The organism is Pseudoxanthomonas sacheonensis, from assembly GCF_031455975.1.
GTDB classification, from domain to species: Bacteria; Pseudomonadota; Gammaproteobacteria; order Xanthomonadales; family Xanthomonadaceae; genus Pseudoxanthomonas_A; species Pseudoxanthomonas_A sacheonensis_A.
Genome location: NZ_JAVDTT010000005.1, coordinates 62,778 through 80,119, shown reverse-complemented (window position 1 = coordinate 80,119; position 17,342 = coordinate 62,778). Strand labels below are relative to the sequence as shown.

General features: G+C 63.9%; 21 protein-coding genes. 9 read left to right on the top strand and 12 right to left on the bottom strand.

The features are described from left to right. Positions 1-92: 92 nt before the first annotated feature. Together J2W94_RS16535 and J2W94_RS16530 are read right to left on the bottom strand one after the other, a co-directional pair. Positions 93-563: a VOC family protein gene (locus J2W94_RS16535; protein WP_310095790.1), complete on the bottom strand. Its 471-nt coding sequence runs from the start codon at positions 561-563 to the stop codon at positions 93-95. Between the two features lie 75 nt (positions 564-638). After that, positions 639-1,340, bottom strand: coding sequence for an SGNH/GDSL hydrolase family protein (locus J2W94_RS16530; RefSeq protein ID WP_310095788.1), 702 nt, complete (start codon positions 1,338-1,340; stop codon positions 639-641). Between the two features lie 146 nt (positions 1,341-1,486). Here J2W94_RS16530 and J2W94_RS16525 point away from each other — a divergent pair, with 146 nt between their 5' ends. The 9 genes from J2W94_RS16525 (at position 1,487) to J2W94_RS16485 (ending at position 7,617) form a co-directional block, all read left to right on the top strand. Next, positions 1,487-1,873, top strand: a complete 387-nt coding sequence (locus tag J2W94_RS16525; protein WP_310095786.1) for a diacylglycerol kinase — start codon at positions 1,487-1,489, stop codon at positions 1,871-1,873. Positions 1,874-1,887: 14 nt separating this feature from the next. Then, positions 1,888-2,631, top strand: a complete 744-nt coding sequence (locus J2W94_RS16520; RefSeq protein ID WP_310095784.1) for a TerC family protein — start codon at positions 1,888-1,890, stop codon at positions 2,629-2,631. 123 nt (positions 2,632-2,754) lie between these two features. Beyond that, positions 2,755-3,390, top strand: a complete 636-nt coding sequence (locus tag J2W94_RS16515) for a LemA family protein (protein ID WP_310095782.1) — start codon at positions 2,755-2,757, stop codon at positions 3,388-3,390. A 26-nt stretch (positions 3,391-3,416) separates the two neighbouring features. Further along, positions 3,417-4,316, top strand: a complete 900-nt coding sequence (locus J2W94_RS16510; protein ID WP_430540650.1) for a TPM domain-containing protein — start codon at positions 3,417-3,419, stop codon at positions 4,314-4,316. Further along, on the top strand, positions 4,316-4,807 hold the full coding sequence (locus tag J2W94_RS16505) for a TPM domain-containing protein (RefSeq protein ID WP_310095778.1): 492 nt from the start codon (positions 4,316-4,318) through the stop codon (positions 4,805-4,807). The genes J2W94_RS16510 and J2W94_RS16505 overlap by 1 nt, the downstream gene beginning before the upstream one ends. 82 nt (positions 4,808-4,889) lie before the next feature. Further along, entirely contained in the window at positions 4,890-5,777 is an 888-nt protein-coding gene (gene lgt / locus J2W94_RS16500; RefSeq protein WP_310095775.1) for a prolipoprotein diacylglyceryl transferase, read from the top strand. Next, positions 5,774-6,568, top strand: a complete 795-nt coding sequence (locus J2W94_RS16495) for a thymidylate synthase (RefSeq protein WP_310095773.1) — start codon at positions 5,774-5,776, stop codon at positions 6,566-6,568. Before lgt ends, J2W94_RS16495 begins: the two co-directional genes overlap by 4 nt. Positions 6,569-6,610: 42 nt before the next feature. After that, positions 6,611-7,126 carry a hypothetical protein gene (locus J2W94_RS16490; protein ID WP_310095771.1) on the top strand — a complete coding sequence of 172 codons (516 nt, stop codon included), beginning with the start codon at positions 6,611-6,613 and terminating at the stop codon, positions 7,124-7,126. After that, complete coding sequence (locus J2W94_RS16485; RefSeq protein WP_310095769.1) at positions 7,123-7,617, top strand: dihydrofolate reductase; 495 nt, start codon at positions 7,123-7,125, stop codon at positions 7,615-7,617. Before J2W94_RS16490 ends, J2W94_RS16485 begins: the two co-directional genes overlap by 4 nt. A 10-nt stretch (positions 7,618-7,627) precedes the next feature. On the opposite strand, the gene J2W94_RS16480 is transcribed toward J2W94_RS16485, so the two are convergent. From J2W94_RS16480 to J2W94_RS16435, 10 genes are all read right to left on the bottom strand, one after another. Further along, entirely contained in the window at positions 7,628-8,266 is a 639-nt protein-coding gene (locus J2W94_RS16480; protein WP_430540641.1) for a DUF1287 domain-containing protein, read from the bottom strand. Continuing rightward, on the bottom strand, positions 8,263-9,096 hold the full coding sequence (locus tag J2W94_RS16475) for a symmetrical bis(5'-nucleosyl)-tetraphosphatase (RefSeq protein ID WP_310095767.1): 834 nt from the start codon (positions 9,094-9,096) through the stop codon (positions 8,263-8,265). Before J2W94_RS16475 ends, J2W94_RS16480 begins: the two co-directional genes overlap by 4 nt. 11 nt (positions 9,097-9,107) lie before the next feature. Continuing rightward, entirely contained in the window at positions 9,108-9,488 is a 381-nt protein-coding gene (apaG, locus tag J2W94_RS16470) for a Co2+/Mg2+ efflux protein ApaG (RefSeq protein ID WP_310095765.1), read from the bottom strand. 24 nt (positions 9,489-9,512) lie between these two features. Then, on the bottom strand, positions 9,513-10,310 hold the full coding sequence (gene rsmA / locus J2W94_RS16465; RefSeq protein WP_310095763.1) for a 16S rRNA (adenine(1518)-N(6)/adenine(1519)-N(6))-dimethyltransferase RsmA: 798 nt from the start codon (positions 10,308-10,310) through the stop codon (positions 9,513-9,515). Next, the gene (pdxA, locus tag J2W94_RS16460; RefSeq protein WP_310095761.1) at positions 10,307-11,287 is read right to left on the bottom strand and encodes a 4-hydroxythreonine-4-phosphate dehydrogenase PdxA; all 981 of its coding nucleotides are present in this window, start codon (positions 11,285-11,287) and stop codon (positions 10,307-10,309) included. Before pdxA ends, rsmA begins: the two co-directional genes overlap by 4 nt. Continuing rightward, positions 11,288-12,619 (bottom strand): peptidylprolyl isomerase, encoded by a 1,332-nt coding sequence (locus J2W94_RS16455; protein WP_430540640.1) that lies wholly within the window; start codon positions 12,617-12,619, stop codon positions 11,288-11,290. Positions 12,620-12,624: 5 nt separating this feature from the next. After that, positions 12,625-15,039 (bottom strand): LPS assembly protein LptD, encoded by a 2,415-nt coding sequence (lptD, locus tag J2W94_RS16450; RefSeq protein ID WP_310095759.1) that lies wholly within the window; start codon positions 15,037-15,039, stop codon positions 12,625-12,627. A 138-nt stretch (positions 15,040-15,177) separates the two neighbouring features. Next, positions 15,178-16,086, bottom strand: coding sequence for a histone deacetylase family protein (locus J2W94_RS16445; protein WP_310095757.1), 909 nt, complete (start codon positions 16,084-16,086; stop codon positions 15,178-15,180). Positions 16,087-16,133: 47 nt separating this feature from the next. Beyond that, positions 16,134-16,688 carry a cob(I)yrinic acid a,c-diamide adenosyltransferase gene (locus J2W94_RS16440; RefSeq protein WP_310095755.1) on the bottom strand — a complete coding sequence of 185 codons (555 nt, stop codon included), beginning with the start codon at positions 16,686-16,688 and terminating at the stop codon, positions 16,134-16,136. A 20-nt stretch (positions 16,689-16,708) separates the two neighbouring features. Beyond that, a complete protein-coding gene (locus J2W94_RS16435) occupies positions 16,709-17,308 on the bottom strand; it encodes a hypothetical protein (RefSeq protein ID WP_310095753.1) in 600 nt (199 codons plus the stop codon). Positions 17,309-17,342 lie beyond the last annotated feature (34 nt).

The following is a 17,342-nucleotide window of genomic DNA, read 5'->3' as shown; positions in this document are numbered from 1 at the left end:
AAGACTAGCGATTCATTGCAATCGGCTCCGGCCCACCCCTCTCCCGGCCTTCGGCCACCCTCTCCCACAAGGGGAGAGGGGAAAAGAGAACGCTAGCCACCCGCTTGAGTCTTGCTCCATTCGGCCATGCGTTTCTGCATTTCCTCGGGGCTCACTTCTTCCAGATGAGTGGTCAGCGACCACTTGTGGCCGAACGGATCGATCACGGTGCCGATGCGGTCGCCCCAGAATTCGTTCTTCAATGGCCGATCCGCCTTGGCGCCCGCCTTGACGGCTCTGTCGTAGGCCGTATCCGCGTCGGGTACGTAGATCACGAAGCTGGCGGTCGCGCCGCCGCGTTTGTTCGGTCCCAACGCGTCCATGTCGGGAAACTCATCGGCCAGCATCAGGTGGGTGTCGCCGATCATGATCTCGGCGTGTCCGATCTTGTCGCCCATCGGCAGGCGGTACAGTTCTTCGGCGCCGAAGGCTTGGCGGTAGAAGTCGAGCGCCTTGGCGGCATCGTCCACCATCAGATAGGCGGTGACGGTGTGGTAGCCATCGGGAATGTAGTTAACGGCCATGGGCAGGGTTCCGCTGGACAGTTGCCGCGAAATCTATCCCGAGCAGGGTTACGGCTACGTTATCGGCGAACCCTTTCAATGGCGGACTAGATAGGGCGCGACCTTTTGCCGCCACAGTGCGTACCCGGCACGATTCATATGAAGACGGTCTTCGACGAAGAGTTCTCCGCGCGGCTGGCCGTTCGCATCGAGCATGGGCGTGAAAACGTCGATGTAATCGACGTGCAATCGTCCCGCTTCGGTCTTAATGAGAGCGTTGGCCCGCCGTTGCGCCTCCAGCAACCCTGCGCGCAAGGGGCTGGGTTTGTTGGAGATGTAGGCGATGCGCACCCTGGGCAGATCGCGGCGCACGCGCTCGACGAAAGTGCGGAAATCGGCCACCACCTGCTGCGGCGTGCGGCCCATCTGAAGATCGTTCTCGCCCGCGTAGAGCACGATCTGCCTGGGCGCATACGGAATCACGATGCGGTCGGCATAGAAAGTGCTGTCGCGGAGTTCCGATCCGCCGAAACCGCGGTTGATCACCGGTACGCCGGGGAAATCCTCCGCCAGCGTCTCCCACAGCCGGATCGACGAACTGCCGACGAAAAGCACGCCATGCCGCGGCGGCGGGGATGCGGCATCCAGGGCCGCGAAACGCTGCATGTCCTGTTCCCAGTCTGCGCGAGAGACCTGTTCGGGAATGCGCGGTGGCCCTTGCTGCGCGGGCGGAGCGCTGGCACAGGCGGTCAACAGGGTCAGCAGGCTGGCGAGAACAAGATGGCGCAGTAGCAGCATCAGAGGTGGACCCTATGGTTTTCGCTAGTGAAACAGCCCGCGCCGAGCGGCGCAAATCGGGTGGCGGCAGCCGCCTTGTGGCAAAATCGACGCCTCACCCGCGAATTCCTCCCAGCCCATGCCCATTTCCGCTGAGCTTTTTCAACATGGCCGATGAAAAAGGGCATCTGCCGCGCGGGCCGGGCAGGATACTGAAGGCGACGGTCTGGTCGTTCCAGGGCCTGCGGGCGGCCTGGCTGCACGAATCCTCGTTTCGCCTGGAATGCTACCTGCTGGTGGTGTTGGGGCCGCTGGCGATCTGGTTGGGCCAAAGCGGCATCGAGCGCGCGCTGCTGATCGGCAGCTGCCTGCTGGTGCTGTCGGCCGAGCTGCTCAATTCGGCGGTGGAAGCGGTGATCGAGCGCTACGGCCCCGAGTTCCACGAGCTGGCCGGGCGCGCCAAGGACATGGGCTCGGCCGCCGTGTTCGTGCTGATGATGAACGTATTGCTGTGCTGGGGCCTGATCCTGGGCCCACGACTTTTTTCGCTTTGAAGGATTGATTGACGATGAGTTTCGAATTTCTCGCCGACCCCAATGTCTGGCTTACTCTGGTCACCCTGAGTGCGCTGGAAATCGTGCTGGGTATCGACAACCTGGTGTTCATTTCCATCGCCGTCGGCAAATTGCCGGAACATCAACGCGACGTGGCCCGCAAGTTCGGTATCGCCGTGGCCTGCATCACCCGCATCGCGTTGCTGATATCGCTGGCGTTCCTGGCGCGCATGCAGCACGACCTGTTCAGCGTATTCGGCATGGGCATTTCGGTGCGCGACCTGGTGTTGATCCTGGGCGGCATCTTCCTGCTGGTGAAGGGCAGCATGGAAATCCGCGAGCTGATCACCGGCGGCCACGACGAAGATCCCAACACCACCAGAGCCTCGGGCGTGTTCGCGATGGTGATCCTGCAGATCGCCGTCATCGACATCGTGTTCTCGCTGGATTCGGTGATCACCGCGGTGGGCATGGCGCAGCACATTCCGGTGATGGTGGCTGCGATCCTGCTGGCGGTGGCGGTGATGCTGCTGGCCGCCAATCCGCTGGGCCGCTTCATCGATGCCAATCCCACCATCAAGATGCTGGCGTTGGCGTTCATCGTGCTGATCGGCGTGGTCCTGATCCTCGACGGCCTCGAGGTGCACGTGCCCAAGCCGTACATCTACTTCGCCATGGGTTTCTCGGTGATGGTGGAATGGCTGAACCTGCTGATGCGCCGCCGCGGCGCGCAGCACCAGCATCCGATCGTGCCGTAACGGGTTTCTTACGGGCTTCTCATGGGCCGGGTTCGCCCGGCTCGACGGGGCGCAGCCCCGGCAGTTGCGCTGGAGTCGGCGCGGTGCTGCAATGCCCGCAATCCAATCGGAAGGACTTCCGCCATGCGCCTGCTTTCGCGTTCGCTCCTGATTTTCGGCCTGGTCGCGCTGCTTGCTGGCTGCGGCTATAACACCATCCAGCAGAAGGACGAAGCGGTCAAAGCCGGCTGGTCGGAAGTGCTGAACCAGTACAAGCGCCGCGCCGACCTGATTCCCAATCTGGTCAAGACCGTGCAGGGCTACGCGCAGCACGAAGCCAAGGTGCTGACCGACGTGACCAATGCGCGCGCGAAGGTCGGCCAGATCCAGGTCAACGCCGACGACGCCGCTTCGCTACAGCAATTCCAGGCCGCGCAGGGCGAACTGTCCAGCGCGCTGTCGCGCCTGCTGGTGGTCACCGAGAACTATCCGAACCTGAAATCCGACCAGTCGTTCCGCGATTTGCAGGCGCAGTTGGAAGGCACCGAGAACCGCATCACCGTCGCGCGCGGCCGGTATATCGAAACCGTGCAGGGTTACAACACCTACGTGCGTTCGTTCCCGCAGAACCTCACCGCCAAGCTGTTCGGCTACAAGGAAAAGCCCAACTTCACCGTGGAGAACGAGGCGCAAATCTCCGAAGCGCCCGCGGTGGATTTCGGCAACACGCCGCCGCCGGCTCCACCCGCACCGCCACCGCCGCCCGCGCCCGGCAACTGATCGGTGGCGGATAGCTGATCGACATGCTGCGACGCGCGCTGGCGCTCGCCTTCCTGCTGTTCGCCTGCCTGCCCGTGTGGGCGCAGCAGGTGGCGGCGGGGGCGGGGGCAATCCCGGCGCTGACCTCGCCGGTGGTGGATACCACCGGTACGCTCAGTGCGGAACAGAAACAGCAGCTGGAACAACAAGCGTTGGCCCTGCAGCAACGCAAGGGCAGCCAACTGCAGGTGCTGATGATTTCCAGCACGCAACCGGAAACCATCGAGCAATACACGCAGCGCGCGTTCGACCAATGGAAGCTGGGCCGCGAAGGCGTGGACGATGCGGTGATCCTGGTCGTGGCCAAGGACGACCGCCGCGTGCGCATCCAGCCCGGTTACGGGTTGGAGGGAGCCATTCCCGACGCCATCGCCAATCGCATCATCCAGGAGTACCTGGTGCCCAAATTCCGCGCGGGTGATTTCGGTGGCGGGATTCTGGAGGCGACCGCGCAGCTTGGCCGGCTGATCGAGGGCGAGCAGCTGCCCGCGCCGGTGAGCGACCACCGCAGCGCTGATGGTCGACGCGGAGGCGGGGACTGGCTGTTCGCCCTGTTCGCCGCCTTCATCGCGGCCACCCTGGTGCGCGGCGTATTCGGCAAGGCACCCAAGGGCTTGCGCAGCCTGTTCACCGGCGGTGCGGCCGGCGGAGTCGCCTGGTTGTTGTCTTCGATCATTCCGCTGGCGGGCGTTGCCGGGGTGTTCGGGTTGATTTACGGGCTGATGTCGGTTTCGGCCGGCCGCTATGCCAGCCAGGGCGGTTGGGGCGGATTCGGTGGAGGCGGCTGGGGCGGCGGTGGTGGAGGCGGTTGGGGCAGCGGCGGTGGCGGTGGCTGGTCCGGCGGTGGCGGCATGTCCGGCGGCGGCGGTGCCTCGGGGAGCTGGTGATGCGACTTCTCCGCCATCTCTTTGCGCGTTCGGCCCGACATCTGTTTCCCGAGGACAGCCTGCACCGGATCGCCGATGCCATCGCCGCAGGCGAACTGCGGCACCGCGGCGAAATCCTGTTCGCGGTGGAATCGGAGCTTTCTCCCGGCATGGTGCTGCGCGGAGTGCAGGCGCGTGCGCGCGCCGAAGCTGCCTTTGCACGCCTTCGCGCCTGGGATACCGAAGTCAACAACGGCGTGTTGATCTATCTGTTGCTGGCCGATCACCGCATCGAGATCGTGGCCGACCGCGGCCTGAACGGCCTGGTCAGCGCGGAGCAATGGCGCGGCGTCTGCCAGTTGATGGAGGAACGCATGCAGGCGGGCGAGCCGGAACAGGCGGTTGTGCGCGGTATCCAGGCGGTTTCGGACCTGCTTGCCCAGCATTTCCCCCAGATCGACGGCACCCCGGACCGCGACGAACTGCCGAACCTGCCGCTGATCCTGGATTGATTTTCTCCTTCCCCTTGAAGGGGAGGGCTAAAGCGGCCGTAGTCGGGCAAAATAGAGTCTTGCCCAATCCATCGCAGGCCGCATGACTTACCTCCACCAGATCGACCCGATCGCGCTTTCCCTCGGCCCGCTCAAGATCCACTGGTACGGCCTGATGTATCTGCTGGCCTTCGCCAGCGCATGGTGGCTGGGGCGCCAACGCATCCGCGCCGGCCGCTTGCCGGGCGTGGACATGAACGGGCTGTCGGATCTGGCGTTCTACGGCATGCTGGGAGTGGTGCTGGGCGGCCGCATCGGCTACATCCTGTTCTATTCGTTTGGTGCGTTCCTCGACAACCCCTTGATGATCTTCAAGGTGTGGGAAGGCGGCATGAGTTTCCACGGCGGCCTGTTGGGCGTGATGGCGGCGGCGTTGTGGTGGACGCGCAAACAGAAGATCCATTTCTTCGACACCATGGATTTCGTGGCGCCGCTGGTACCGGCGGGGCTGGGTTTCGGGCGCATCGGCAATTTCATCGGCGCCGAGCTGTGGGGCAAGTACACACAGGCGGGCTGGGGCGTCATTTTTCCCAGCACCGATCCCAACGTACTCAAGCTGCGCTTGGACGCCGCTCAGCTGCAGGCCCAGTACGCGGCCGGTGCGCTGGATAAATTCGCGCGGCATCCGTCGCAGCTCTATCAGGCGTTCCTGGAAGGCCTGGTGATGTTCTGCGTGTTGTGGTGGTTCTCGCGCAAGCCGCGTCCGCGCTATGCGGTATCGGGAATGTTCGCGCTGCTCTACGGTGTGTTCCGTTTCCTGGTGGAATTCGTGCGCGTGCCCGACGAAGGCATCGGTTATCTTGCCTTCGGCTGGCTGACCATGGGCCAGCTGCTGAGCCTGCCGCTGATCGCGCTGGGCCTTTTCCTGTTCTGGCTATCGCGTCGTTCGCCGACACTACAGCCGGTCGTTGCTGTTGAGGAGACCGCATGAAGCAATACCTCGATTTGCTGCGCCATGTGCTCGACCACGGCACGGAAAAATCGGACCGCACCGGCACCGGCACGCGCAGCGTTTTCGGTTGGCAGATGCGCTTCGACCTCAACCAGGGCTTTCCGCTGGTCACCACCAAGAAGCTGCACTTGCGCTCCATCGTGCACGAGCTGCTGTGGTTCCTGAAAGGCGAAACCAATATCGCCTATCTGAAGGACAACAAGGTCGGCATCTGGGACGAGTGGGCCGATGCGAACGGCGAGCTCGGCCCGGTCTACGGCAAACAGTGGCGACGCTGGGCCACCGCCAATGGCGGCGAGATCGACCAGATCAAGTGGGTCGTCGACGAGATCAAACGCAATCCCGATTCGCGCCGTTTGATCGTCTCGGCCTGGAATGTGGCCGACCTTCCGAAGATGGCGTTGATGCCCTGCCACACGCTGTTCCAGTTCTATGTGGTCGAAGGCAAGCTCAGCTGCCAGTTGTACCAGCGCAGCGGCGACATCTTCCTGGGCGTGCCGTTCAATATCGCCAGCTACGCCTTGCTCACGCACATGGTGGCGCAGGCCTGCGGCCTGGGTGTGGGCGACTTCGTGCACACGCTGGGCGACGCGCACCTGTATTCGAACCATTACGAGCAGGCGCGCGAACAGCTGTCGCGCGAACCGCGTGCGTTGCCGGAATTGCGGTTGAATCCTGAGGTAACCGACCTGTTCGCCTTCACCTACGACGACATCGAGATCCACGGCTACGACGCGGCGCCGGCGATCAAGGCGCCGGTGGCGGTCTGATTGGATATAACAGTTAGGCAACGAAAGGGGTTCGGCATTGCCTTGGATGAGGACGCCTTGTGGAGCAGGCGCGAATATCATCCGGCGGAGCGCGCCCAGCCAGTGTTGGGCATCCTTCTGTTGGCCGGCACAGTCATATGGATGACAAAGAAGGATCCAGAGGGCATAAGCATTTTCTTTGTCGTGTTTGTTTTCGGTTGGAGTCTTTTGCTGATAGCCCGCTATCCCGCCATGAGCATAATTCGGATTGTGCAACTTGCCTGGCCTTATCTACGCAAGCCAATGGATCAGGTAATTTCGTTTCACGACTATGGTTGTTCGATGCGAATCGAAGATTCCATAACATGGAATTTTCGCTGGAATAATTTGAAAGAAGTTGTGTTTGGAGATAAGGGTATCGGCATCCGGTGTCTGAGTAGCGATGCGGAAGGCGCGATTCAGTATCTTTACGTGGCAAAGGCATCATTCGCGCCCGGATCGTCAGAGTACGCAGAACTGGAGTCATTCCTTCGGGCGTTGCAGAATTCCCGGTTTGCCGCCGCGGAGACGGTCCGATGATCATGTCTTTGATAGCCGCGATGGATGTCAATGGTGCTATCGGAAAGGACAACGACCTTCCCTGGCGTCTGCCGGACGACCTGAAGCGCTTCAAGTCGCTGACGCTGGGTAAGCCGATTCTGATGGGCCGCAAGACCGCAGAATCATTGGGTCGTGCGCTTCCAGACCGCTCGAACCTGGTGCTGACGCGCTCCGATCGTGTGCCGTTCGAGGGCATGCAGGCGGTGGCCTCGGTCGACGAAGCGCTGGCCGTTGCGCGCGCGCAGGGCGCTGAAGAGCTCTGCGTGATCGGCGGCGCGGAAATCTATGCATTGACGCTGCCTTTGGCGGACAGGCTGTACCTGACGCACGTGGATACGAAAGTAGAAGACGCTGATGCGTTCTTTCCGCAGTTCGATCGCCATCACTGGAAAATCGTATCGCGCCAGTCGCACCCCGCCGACGCGCGGCACGCATTCGGACTCGAGTTCGTGGACTACGACCGGGCGTAAGGGTTCATCGTTATAGCGTTGGACGATAATGTCCAATGATCGTATGCGCGAACAAAATATCGTCTTCCACCACGCCACTGCCGATGTTGTGCACGATCAATGGCGTACCAGTGCGTGTCTTGCGGTCGGACACGATGCCGATATGCAGCAGACCACTACCAGTGAGCTTCCAAGCGGCGATGTCGCCGCCAACGTAGTCGTCCGCGTTCGTAGTGATCGGCTGCGACCAGCCTTTGCGTTCGAACCAGCGCATCTGGTTGGGTACGCGGCGATGGTCGATATGGGGGTTCGGCGCCTTCAGGCCCCACTTCCGCGGATACGCGGCGAAGTGCGTGCGCATGTCCTCGTGGATCGCGCGTTGCAGGTCCAGGCCCTGGGTGCGCAGCGCGCGCACGGTCACGTCGGTGCACACGCCGCGCTCGGCGGGCACGTCGCCACCGGGATAGGGCATTTCGACGTAGGCCGAATCGTATAGACGCGTGACGCCGATCTGCTGGCGCGCGGCAGCTACCAAAGGCGGGGATGGCGGCGCGGGTGCGGCAACGCGCGTTGCGGACTCGCGCGCCGCGGGCGGTCTTGTCGAGGTTGAAGAGTCGCAGGCAGCAAGCAGTGCTAACAACAGCACTCCGCTGGCGTGGATCGGCTTCACCCGGGCGGCGTCACATCGCGCCCGGCCACCTGCACGATGCGCAATTCGTCCGTGTCCAACTGCAGTGCAGTCAGTTTTCCGCCCCACACCGCGCCGGTATCGATGGCGTGGACGCCATGGCCGATCATCAGGCCCAGCGTTGACCAGTGTCCGCATACGATCTTCAAGTCGCGTTCGGCCCGTCCCGGCACTTCGTACCAGGGATAGAGGCCTTGGGCCTGTGTCCCCGGACCGCCTTTCTCCTCGATCGCCATACGCCCGCGCGGCGTGCAATAGCGCATGCGGGTGAGCACATTGATGATCGCGCGTGAGCGGTCGTAGCCGCCCAACTGCGGCGACCAGTTGGGCTTGTCGCCGTACATGTTGCGAAACAGCTTGCGGTAACCGTCGCCGTGCAGCTGCTTCTCGACTTCCCGCGCGTGCTTCTCGGCCAGGGTCGTGGTCCACTTCGGCGCCAGGCCGGCATGGACCATCATCCAGCCCAGCTCGCGATCCACATGGGCAAGCTCCTGCGTGCGCAGCCACGTGAGCAGTTGGTCGCGATCATCGGCCAGCACGATGCGCTGCAGGTCCAGGTTGACCTTGCGCTGTTCGTCAGGCGTGCGTTCGCCGATGGCCAGCAGCGAAAGGTCGTGGTTGCCCAGCACCGCCACGCTGTTGGCGCGCAGCGAATGCACCAGCCGCAGGGTTTCCAGCGACTGGCCGCCGCGGTTGACCAGATCGCCGCAGAACCACAGCTTGTCGACGGCCGGATCGAAGCGCAGACGCTCCAGCAGGCGCTGAGTGGCGTCGTAGCATCCTTGCAGGTCGCCGATGGCCCAGACGCTCACGCGGCGGTTCCTCAGTGCACCGTGCGCGGAACGGACAGGGTGAAGGCCGCGATGGGCGCGTCGAAGCGGGTACCGTCGTCGGCCAGCATGTCGTAACTGCCTTGCATGGTGCCCAATGCGGTTTCCAGCACCGCGCCCGAGGTGTATTCGAAGTCGTCGCCGGGACGCAGCCAGGGCTGCTCGCCGACCACGCCTTCGCCGCGCACTTCCTGGATCTTCCCGTTCGCGTCGGTGATGATCCAATGGCGCCCCAGCAGCCGCGCCGGCACCTTGCCGTGGTTGCGGATATGGATGGTGTAGGAGAAAACGAAGCGCCCGTCCTCGGGTACGGATTGGTCGTCGAGGAAGCGGGTGGCTACGTCGATGGCGATGGCGTAGTCGGAAGGGCTCATGCCCACAGTGTATGCAAAGCCGGCTTAAGGTTCGACCCGTTCGGCAGAGGGCAGGTTGGCCAGGCGCACGAAACCCGCGACTTCCACCTGTTCGGCGCGCGCATCGGGGCGTAGCCCGGCGGCTTCGATCTGTTCGCTAGTGGCCACGCCCATGAGCGCGTTGCGCAGGGTCTTGCGGCGTTGGCCGAAGGCGGCGCGGACGACGTCGGCGAACCGCTTCGGGTCATCCACGCCGATGGTTTCCGGCGTGCGTGGCACTAGCCGCACGACCGCCGAATCCACTTTTGGCGGCGGCCGGAATGCGGCTGGCGGAACATCGAACAAAGGCGTGACCGAGCAATAAGCCTGCAGCATGACGCTCAGGCGTCCATAGACCTTGCTGCCGGGGCCGGCTGCCATGCGGTCCACGACCTCTTTCTGCAACATGAAGTGCATGTCCCGCACCGCCGCGGCGTGGTCCAGCGCATGGAACAGGATCGGCGAGGACAGGTTATAGGGCAGGTTGCCGACCAGGCGCAGTTTTTCCTCGCCGGCCATACGGGTGAAGTCCACTTCCAGCACGTCCTTGTGGATCACCGTCAGCTGGCCTACGCCATGCGCGGCCTGCGACAGCGGAACCACCAGATCGCGGTCGAACTCGATGGCGGTCAGTTGGCCATGCTTGCGCAACAGGGGCAGGGTGATCGCACCCTGACCGGGGCCTATTTCCACCAGCAGATCGCCGGGCTGCGGATTCACCGCCAACACGATCATCTCGATCATGCCGCGGTCGGTCAGGAAGTGTTGGCCCAGGGATTTCTTGGGCGGAGCTTTGAAATTCATCCGGCGAGTTTACGTTGCGCCGCGATGCGTGCGCAGGTTTCCACCGCGGCGAACAAGCTGGAAGGATCGGCGACGCCTTTGCCGGCCAGGTCCAGCGCGGTGCCGTGGTCCACTGCGACGCGCGGATAGGGCAAGCCCAGGGTCAGGTTCACCGCGCGCTCGAAACCGCTGTACTTGAGCACCGGCAGACCCTGATCGTGGTACATCGCCAGCACGGCATCGAAGCCGGTCAGCTTCTGCGGGAGGAAGGCGGTGTCTGCAGGCAGCGGGCCCACGAGCCGGAGACCTTCTTCGCGCAACGTTTCCAGCACGGGCTCGATCACCTCGATCTCCTCGCGCCCCAGGTGTCCTGACTCGCCGGCATGCGGATTCAGCCCCAGCACGGCGATGACCGGCCTGGCGATTCCGAAATCGTTGCGCAGCGCCTGTTCGGTGATGCGCAGCACGCGAAGCAAGGTGTTCCTGTCGATCGCGTCGGCTACGGCCCGCAGCGGAAGATGGGTGGTGGCCAGCGCCACGCGCACGACGTCGTTGGCCAGCATCATTACTACGTCGCAACCGGCGCGTTCGGCCAATAGCTCGGTGGTGCCGGTGTAGGCGATACCGCCGGCGTTGATCGCGGCCTTGTGCACCGGGCCGGTGACCAGACCATCCAGTTCGCCGCGCAGACAGGCATCGGATGCGGCGTTCAGCGCATCGATGACCGCACGGGCATTGCCCGGATTGGTGCTGCCGAAAAGATTGGAGACCGCGTTGGGAACCGGCCGCAGGCGCAGATCGCCGGGAAGGTTTGCGGTATCGCTCGCTTCCAGCAGGCGTAGCGGCAAATCCAGGGCGCGCGCGGCGGCTTGCAGGGTGTCGGCGTCGCCAAAGGCCAGCAGCTCGCAATCCGACCGCGGCTGCTGCGCCAGGCGCACGCACAATTCCGGACCTATGCCGGCCGGCTCGCCTGGAACCAGCGCGAGCGCGGGTTTCACTCAGCCGCCGTCGGTGGCGGCCGCTTTGTCGCCGTCGCCGTTGCGGACGTTGACGTAGGCTTCGCCACGCAGTTCCTGCAGGTAGCGGTTGTACTCGTCTTCCAGCTTGCGGCGGCCGATGGTCTCGCGCACCTGCGCGCGCTGGGTGGTGCTGGTGACGTCGGTCTGGCGCTCGCCGATGCGCTGCACGATATGCCAGCCCGCCTCGGTGCGGAACGGCGCCGAAATTCCGCCATCGGCGGTGCCGGTGATTTCCTTGCCGAAGGCCGGGCCGAATGCGTTGGCCTCGAACCAGCCCAGGTCTCCGCCCTCGCTCTTGCTGTTGGCGTCTTCGGAGGATTCCTTGGCGACTTCGACGAAATCGGCGCCGCCGGCGATGCGCGCGCGCAGGGTGTCGATCTTGGCCTTGGCGGCCGCGGCATCCTGCACCGGAGTGACGCGGACCAGGATATGGCGCGCATGGTATTCGGTGACGGTCTTGGCTGCCGCCTGGCTGCCATCACGAACTTCCACCAGCTTCAACAGCTGGAAGCCGCTGGGACCGCGGATCGGGCCGACTACCTGACCCGGAGTCATGGTCTTGAGCATCTCGGCGAAGGCGGCCGGAATCTCATCCAGGCTACGCCAACCCAGGTCGCCGCCTTCCAGGGCGTTGGGGCTGTCCGAATAACGCACGGCGGCGGCGGGGAAATCGAGTTCGTTCCTGTCAACCAGGCCTTTGACGCCTTCGATCTTCTTCTGCCCGGTGGCGATCTGCTCGGCGGTAGCGCCTTCGGGCAGGCCGACCAGGATATGGGCCAAGTGGTATTGGCTGCTGTTGGCCTGCGCAGCGATCGCTGCATCGACCTCGGCCTCGCTCACCTGGATGCGGCTCTGCGCGAAGCTCTGGCGCAGGCGCTGCACGGTGATCTCGTCGCGGATCGAGCTGCGGAAATCGGTGAAGGAAACCCCTTCTCCCGCCAGGCGTTGGCGCAATGCGTCGACCGAAACGCCGTTCTGCTGGGCGACGGCGGCGACGGCATTATTCAGCTCGTCGTCGCTGACCCGGATACCGGTTTCAGCGGCGCGTGCGACCTGCAGCTTCACCAGCACCAGGCGTTCGAGCACTTGGCGCTCCAATACCTCGCGCGGGGGCAGCTGTCCGGGCTGGCTGGCGTACTGCGCGGTGACGTTCTTCACGGCACGGTCGAGTTCGCTCTGCAGGATCACGTCTTCATTGACCACGGCGGCAATGCGGTCCAGCGGTTGCAGGTTCTGGGCGGCCACGGGAGTGGATGCCGTCAGCGCGGCAAGCACGCCGGCGAGGAGCAGTCGGATAGTCATAGTCTTCATGGAGTTCATTCCGGTCCGGAATCGTTGTCGTCGGGGTCCGGCGTAGTGTTGCTTGGCGGGACGAGATAGAGGTCGTCGCGGTAGTAGCCGAGAATAGCACGGCGCAAGGTGCGCTCCGTGTTCTGGCCAGCCGAGCCGAGACCCTTGAGTACGAATTCGACCTGGAACGCATTGTTGAGGTCGCCTTCGCGATTGCGCACGTAGCGGCGCACGACAGCGCGTACGGCCAGACAGCAACTGTCCCATTGCACGCCGGCAAGGGCTTCCAGCGGCTTCTTGTCCAGGATCGAATAGTAGTAGCGGCCGACTACGCTCCAGGTGGGCGTGATGGGGTACAGGAACGAGAAATCGGCCTGCTCCAGCAGATCGGCGCCGTTGGAGACGTTGCGGCGATAGCGGTAGCCGAGGTTGATCACGCCGTCATCGGGAAGTAGATAGCGCGCACGCAAGCTGGCCAGATCCTCGCGCCGGAACTTGGGATTCCATTGGTAGGAGGCGCCGATGGTCCAGCGGTCGGTGGGCGCGTAGTTGACGTCCGCGACCCAGGCCGACTTGCCGCTTTCCACCGGCACTTCGCCGGGCGCGGTGACGCGAGATTCGTCGAAATAGAAAATCTGCCCGAGGCTTGCGGCCAGTTTTTCGTGACCATCGGCTTGACGGAGCAAACGGCTGGTCAAGGCCAGCGTCAGCTGGTTGGCATCGACCTGGCGATCGGGACCCGAGTACCGGTTGTCCCGAAACAGCTGGCCCCAGCTGAAGGTGAGCGGACGGGTATCGAAGATTGGCAGGCCGCTTTGGTCGCGATAAGGGGCATTCAGATAGAAAAGCCGTGGTTCCAACGTATGCAGGTAGCGCTCGCCCTTGATCTCGGTATCGCGATCGAAAAACAGGCCGGCATCGAGCGAGGCGATCGGTAGGCTGCGCGAGGGGCTGGTGTCCGTGAACGCTGGATTAGAGGCGAATTCCTCGTCGAGCTTATAGCTGGTGTAGCGCCAGGCGAGCGTGGGCGTGATGTACCAGGAGGCGCCTTGCAGAGGCATCGACACGAAAGGTTTAAGGTCCAGGCGGCTACCGCCCGGCCTGGTGTTCAGGCCATTGGCATTGAGCACCTGGTTGTGCTGGAAGCGGACGGCCTCCGCATCGACGCCCGCAGTAAACCAGCGCCCGAACGGCTGTTCCCAATTGAAGTAGACGCGCGGCAAGCGGTTATAGGGCAACGAGCCTTCAGTCAGTGTGTAGTCCGACAGTTGCCAGACATCGGCCATGGCGCCGGCCGTCCAATAACGGCCGCGGCCGTAGAGTCCGAGCGTGCTGACCAGCGAAGTGGCCGACAGCCCGTAGAGCGAATTGCTGAAATCTTCGACGTAGCGCGAATCGCTGACCCAGGCCAGGTTTGCACGCGCCTGCCATTCGCTGTTGAGGTTATGGAAACCGCTGTAGCGGAACATGCCGCGGTTGTCTTTGCGCAGCGGATCGCCATAGGGATCGGGTTCGCCGTTGGCGTAATCGCGCTCGCGCTCTTCGACCAAATCGTCGTTGGGCATCCAGTTGAGGTCGAACGTGCCGCGCCCGTCTTCGTAGAGGTAGCGGAACTGCCCGCCTAGCGACAAACCGCGGTCGCTCATGTAGCGGGGGGTGATGGTGGCGTCGTAATTCGGCGCAAGATTCAGGTAGATCGGCTGTCGGTAATCGAAGCCGTTGCGTCCGGACATGCTGATGGCCGGATACAACAGGCCGGTATGGCGGCGGTCGTCGATCGGAAATTTGATCCACGGGACATACAGCACCGGCACCTTGCCGATGCGGATAGTGGCGCCACGGGCCACGCCCCAACCTTCGTCGGTGTCCACGTCGATGCGGTTGGAGCGAAGCTCCCACACGCGCTGCTGTGGATCGCAAGTGGAGTAGGTGGAACCGTTCAGGCGGCCCTTGGCGCCGGTGAGGTCGATGCTTTCGGCGCCACCGTTGCCGCGCCGCGAGACCAGTTGGTACTGCACGTCTTCGATCTTGTGGGTGTCGGTGTTCTGGTCGCCGCGCGCACGCGCGGCGATGACGCGCATGGTGCCGTCCTGGTAGCGCACGTTGCCGTCGGCCACATAGGTGTCGGTTTCCTGGTCGTACTTCAGGTTATCGGCATTGAGGAACTGATCGCCACGGCGCAACACGACGTTGCCTTCGTATTCCAGCTTCTGCTCGGTGCCGCCTAGCTTGTTGCCCTCGATCGCCGTCGGCTGCTCCGCCCGCTGCTGGCGCGCTTGGGCTGGGCTGACCCCGGGTTTGGGCGGCTCGGCCTGATCGAATGCCGGTATGGCGTCGGTGATCGGGCACAAGTCCCAGTTGTCGGGTTTGTCCTCGGCCAGCGCCGGCAGGCACAAAGCGATACTGAACGGCAGCGGTAGCAGGCGAAGGACTGGGCGCACGCGGTGTAAGGCTCGTCGGAAGGAGGTCAAAAGCGGCCGCTAGCTTGCCGTATCCCCAGCATACGGGCAATGAAAGCCCGCGGAAGGTTTCGGGCGAGGTTCATCATGCGCTCCGGGTATCTGGCCGCCAAGCCGGCGTCAGCGCAGCTCATTGACATGGGCAACGCTGCACTCGCGCAGCGCTTGCAGGTCGTATCCGCCCTCCAGCAGGGACACGATCCGTCCCGAAGCGTGGCGATCGGCGATGGCCCGCAATTCGCGGGTCAGCCAGGCGAAATCTTCGGTTTCCAGCATCAGATCAGCCAGCGGATCGCGCATGTGCGCGTCGAACCCGGCCGAGATGAGCAGCAGCTGCGGGCGGAAATCGTCCAGAACCGGCAGCAGGGTGTCCGCCCATACGTTGCGGAAGCGGAAGCCGCCCGTGCCCGGCGGCAGCAAGGCGTTGAAGACGTTGCCGACGCCACGCTCGCGCGGCGTGCCGCTATTCGGATAAATCCCCGACTCGTGGGTGCTGAAATAGTCCACCCGCGGCTCTTCATAGAAGATGTCCTGCGTGCCGTTGCCGTGGTGCACATCGAAATCGACGATGGCGACCCGCTCGAGCCCGTGTCGGTCGCAGGCATGGGCCGCGGCTACCGCCACATTGTTGAGCAGGCAGAAACCCATGGCGGTGTTGCCGGTGGCATGGTGGCCGGGCGGGCGGACCGCGCAGAACGCGGTTCGGCTGTCGCCAAGCATGACCGCGTCCACCGCCGCCACCGCGGCTCCGGCGGCGCGTAGCGCGGCGGCGCGCGAATGCGGGCAGGTCACCGTATCCGGATCCAACATGCGGTAACCGTCGAAATCGCTGTCCAACACCTCCCGCAGCAATGCCTCGGTATGCACGCGCCGCAGGTCGCCGAGCTTGGCTGGTGGGGCTTCGCGCCAGTCCAGGTCGCCGTGTTCGGCACGCAGTCCGGCCAGCACCGCTTCCAGCCGCGCCGGTCGCTCCGGGTGTTCCGGGCCCGGGTCGTGCGCCAGGCAGGCGGGGTGGGTGTAGATGATCATGGCGCTGGGCGAAGTCGCTAGGTGGAGTGCCGGTTAAGAGCCGCGACTCAGGAGTGGCGGCGTTCGTGGTTCCACAACACTTCCCCCTGGCCATCTGCGCGGGCCAGCACTCGCGCCAGGACGAACAACAGGTCCGAGAGCCGGTTGAGGTAGCGGATGGCTTCCGGCCGTACGGCGTCGTGCCGTGCCAGAGTCACGGTCTCGCGTTCGGCGCGGCGGACGATGGTGCGCGCAAGGTGACAGCGCGCAGCGGCTTCGCCGCCGGCGGGCAGGATGAAATCCTTGAGCGGGGGCAAGGCTTCGTTGTACTGGTCCAGTTGGCGTTCCAGCGCGTCCACATCTTCGGCATTGATGGCCGCATGCCCGGGAATGCAGAGCTCGCCGCCAAGGTCGAACAGCTGGTGCTGCACCGTGGTCAAAAGTTTGCGGATGTCGTCCGGCACCTGCGCCGCCAGCACCACGCCGATGCTGGAATTGGCTTCGTCCACCGTGCCGTAAGCGTTGACCCGCGCCGAGTCCTTGCCGACGCGGGTGCCGTCTCCCAATCCGGTGCTGCCGTCGTCGCCGGTGCGCGTGTAGATCTTGGAGAGGCGGTTACCCATGGCAGGGCCTCATCCGCGGCTCAGCGCGGCGCTTTGGCCTGCGCCTGCAAGCGCGCCGCCTGAGTCACGCCAACGTGGGCGATAACCGCCAGGCCGACATAGATCGCGGCGGTGCGCAGATAGGGGACGAACCAGTCGCTGTAGTTCTTCCACCAGCCGGCAAAGGTCGGATTGGCGACGCTGTCGCTGATCCAGTAGAAGCTGCCTTGGCTCAGCAGGTGGCAAAGCACCACCGAACCGAACAGGCTTGCGGCCAGTACGGCCAGCGCCTTGCCATTGGCCTCTTTGTAGAAGCGGCGGGTCAGCATTCCGCCGAACCAGAGCGCGAAGTAGGCCGGCACCAGGAACCAGTAGGCGGCCGACATGCAGTAATGGGCGAAGAAATCCATGCCCTGCCCGCTGATCACCACATAGTCCACCAGGACCGCCAGCGCCATGAACACCGGGAACGCCCAGCGTGTCCACGTGCGCAGATAGAAGCCGCCCAGGAAGAACGCGGCCCACGACGCATCCGGCACCGGCCCGAAATGGGTCAGGGACGTCGGCAGGTTCAGCCGTGTCGCGACCATCAGCGAGAGGATCAGGGTGAAGACGACGGCGCGCTGGAGTTTGCTGTTCATGGAAGGCCTTCCGGGAAGCTCAGGCGCCCATTCT

Coding starts and splice junctions, on each gene's coding strand:
- J2W94_RS16535 (WP_310095790.1), bottom strand. CDS start 563: ATGGCCGTTAACTACATTCCCGATGGCTACCACACCGTCACCGCCTAT.
- J2W94_RS16530 (WP_310095788.1), bottom strand. CDS start 1,340: ATGCTGCTACTGCGCCATCTTGTTCTCGCCAGCCTGCTGACCCTGTTG.
- J2W94_RS16525 (WP_310095786.1), top strand. CDS start 1,487: ATGGCCGATGAAAAAGGGCATCTGCCGCGCGGGCCGGGCAGGATACTG.
- J2W94_RS16520 (WP_310095784.1), top strand. CDS start 1,888: ATGAGTTTCGAATTTCTCGCCGACCCCAATGTCTGGCTTACTCTGGTC.
- J2W94_RS16515 (WP_310095782.1), top strand. CDS start 2,755: ATGCGCCTGCTTTCGCGTTCGCTCCTGATTTTCGGCCTGGTCGCGCTG.
- J2W94_RS16505 (WP_310095778.1), top strand. CDS start 4,316: ATGCGACTTCTCCGCCATCTCTTTGCGCGTTCGGCCCGACATCTGTTT.
- lgt (WP_310095775.1), top strand. CDS start 4,890: ATGACTTACCTCCACCAGATCGACCCGATCGCGCTTTCCCTCGGCCCG.
- J2W94_RS16495 (WP_310095773.1), top strand. CDS start 5,774: ATGAAGCAATACCTCGATTTGCTGCGCCATGTGCTCGACCACGGCACG.
- J2W94_RS16485 (WP_310095769.1), top strand. CDS start 7,123: ATGATCATGTCTTTGATAGCCGCGATGGATGTCAATGGTGCTATCGGA.
- apaG (WP_310095765.1), bottom strand. CDS start 9,488: ATGAGCCCTTCCGACTACGCCATCGCCATCGACGTAGCCACCCGCTTC.
- rsmA (WP_310095763.1), bottom strand. CDS start 10,310: ATGAATTTCAAAGCTCCGCCCAAGAAATCCCTGGGCCAACACTTCCTG.
- J2W94_RS16455 (WP_430540640.1), bottom strand. CDS start 12,619: ATGAAGACTATGACTATCCGACTGCTCCTCGCCGGCGTGCTTGCCGCG.
- J2W94_RS16445 (WP_310095757.1), bottom strand. CDS start 16,086: ATGATCATCTACACCCACCCCGCCTGCCTGGCGCACGACCCGGGCCCG.
- J2W94_RS16440 (WP_310095755.1), bottom strand. CDS start 16,688: ATGGGTAACCGCCTCTCCAAGATCTACACGCGCACCGGCGACGACGGC.
- J2W94_RS16435 (WP_310095753.1), bottom strand. CDS start 17,308: ATGAACAGCAAACTCCAGCGCGCCGTCGTCTTCACCCTGATCCTCTCG.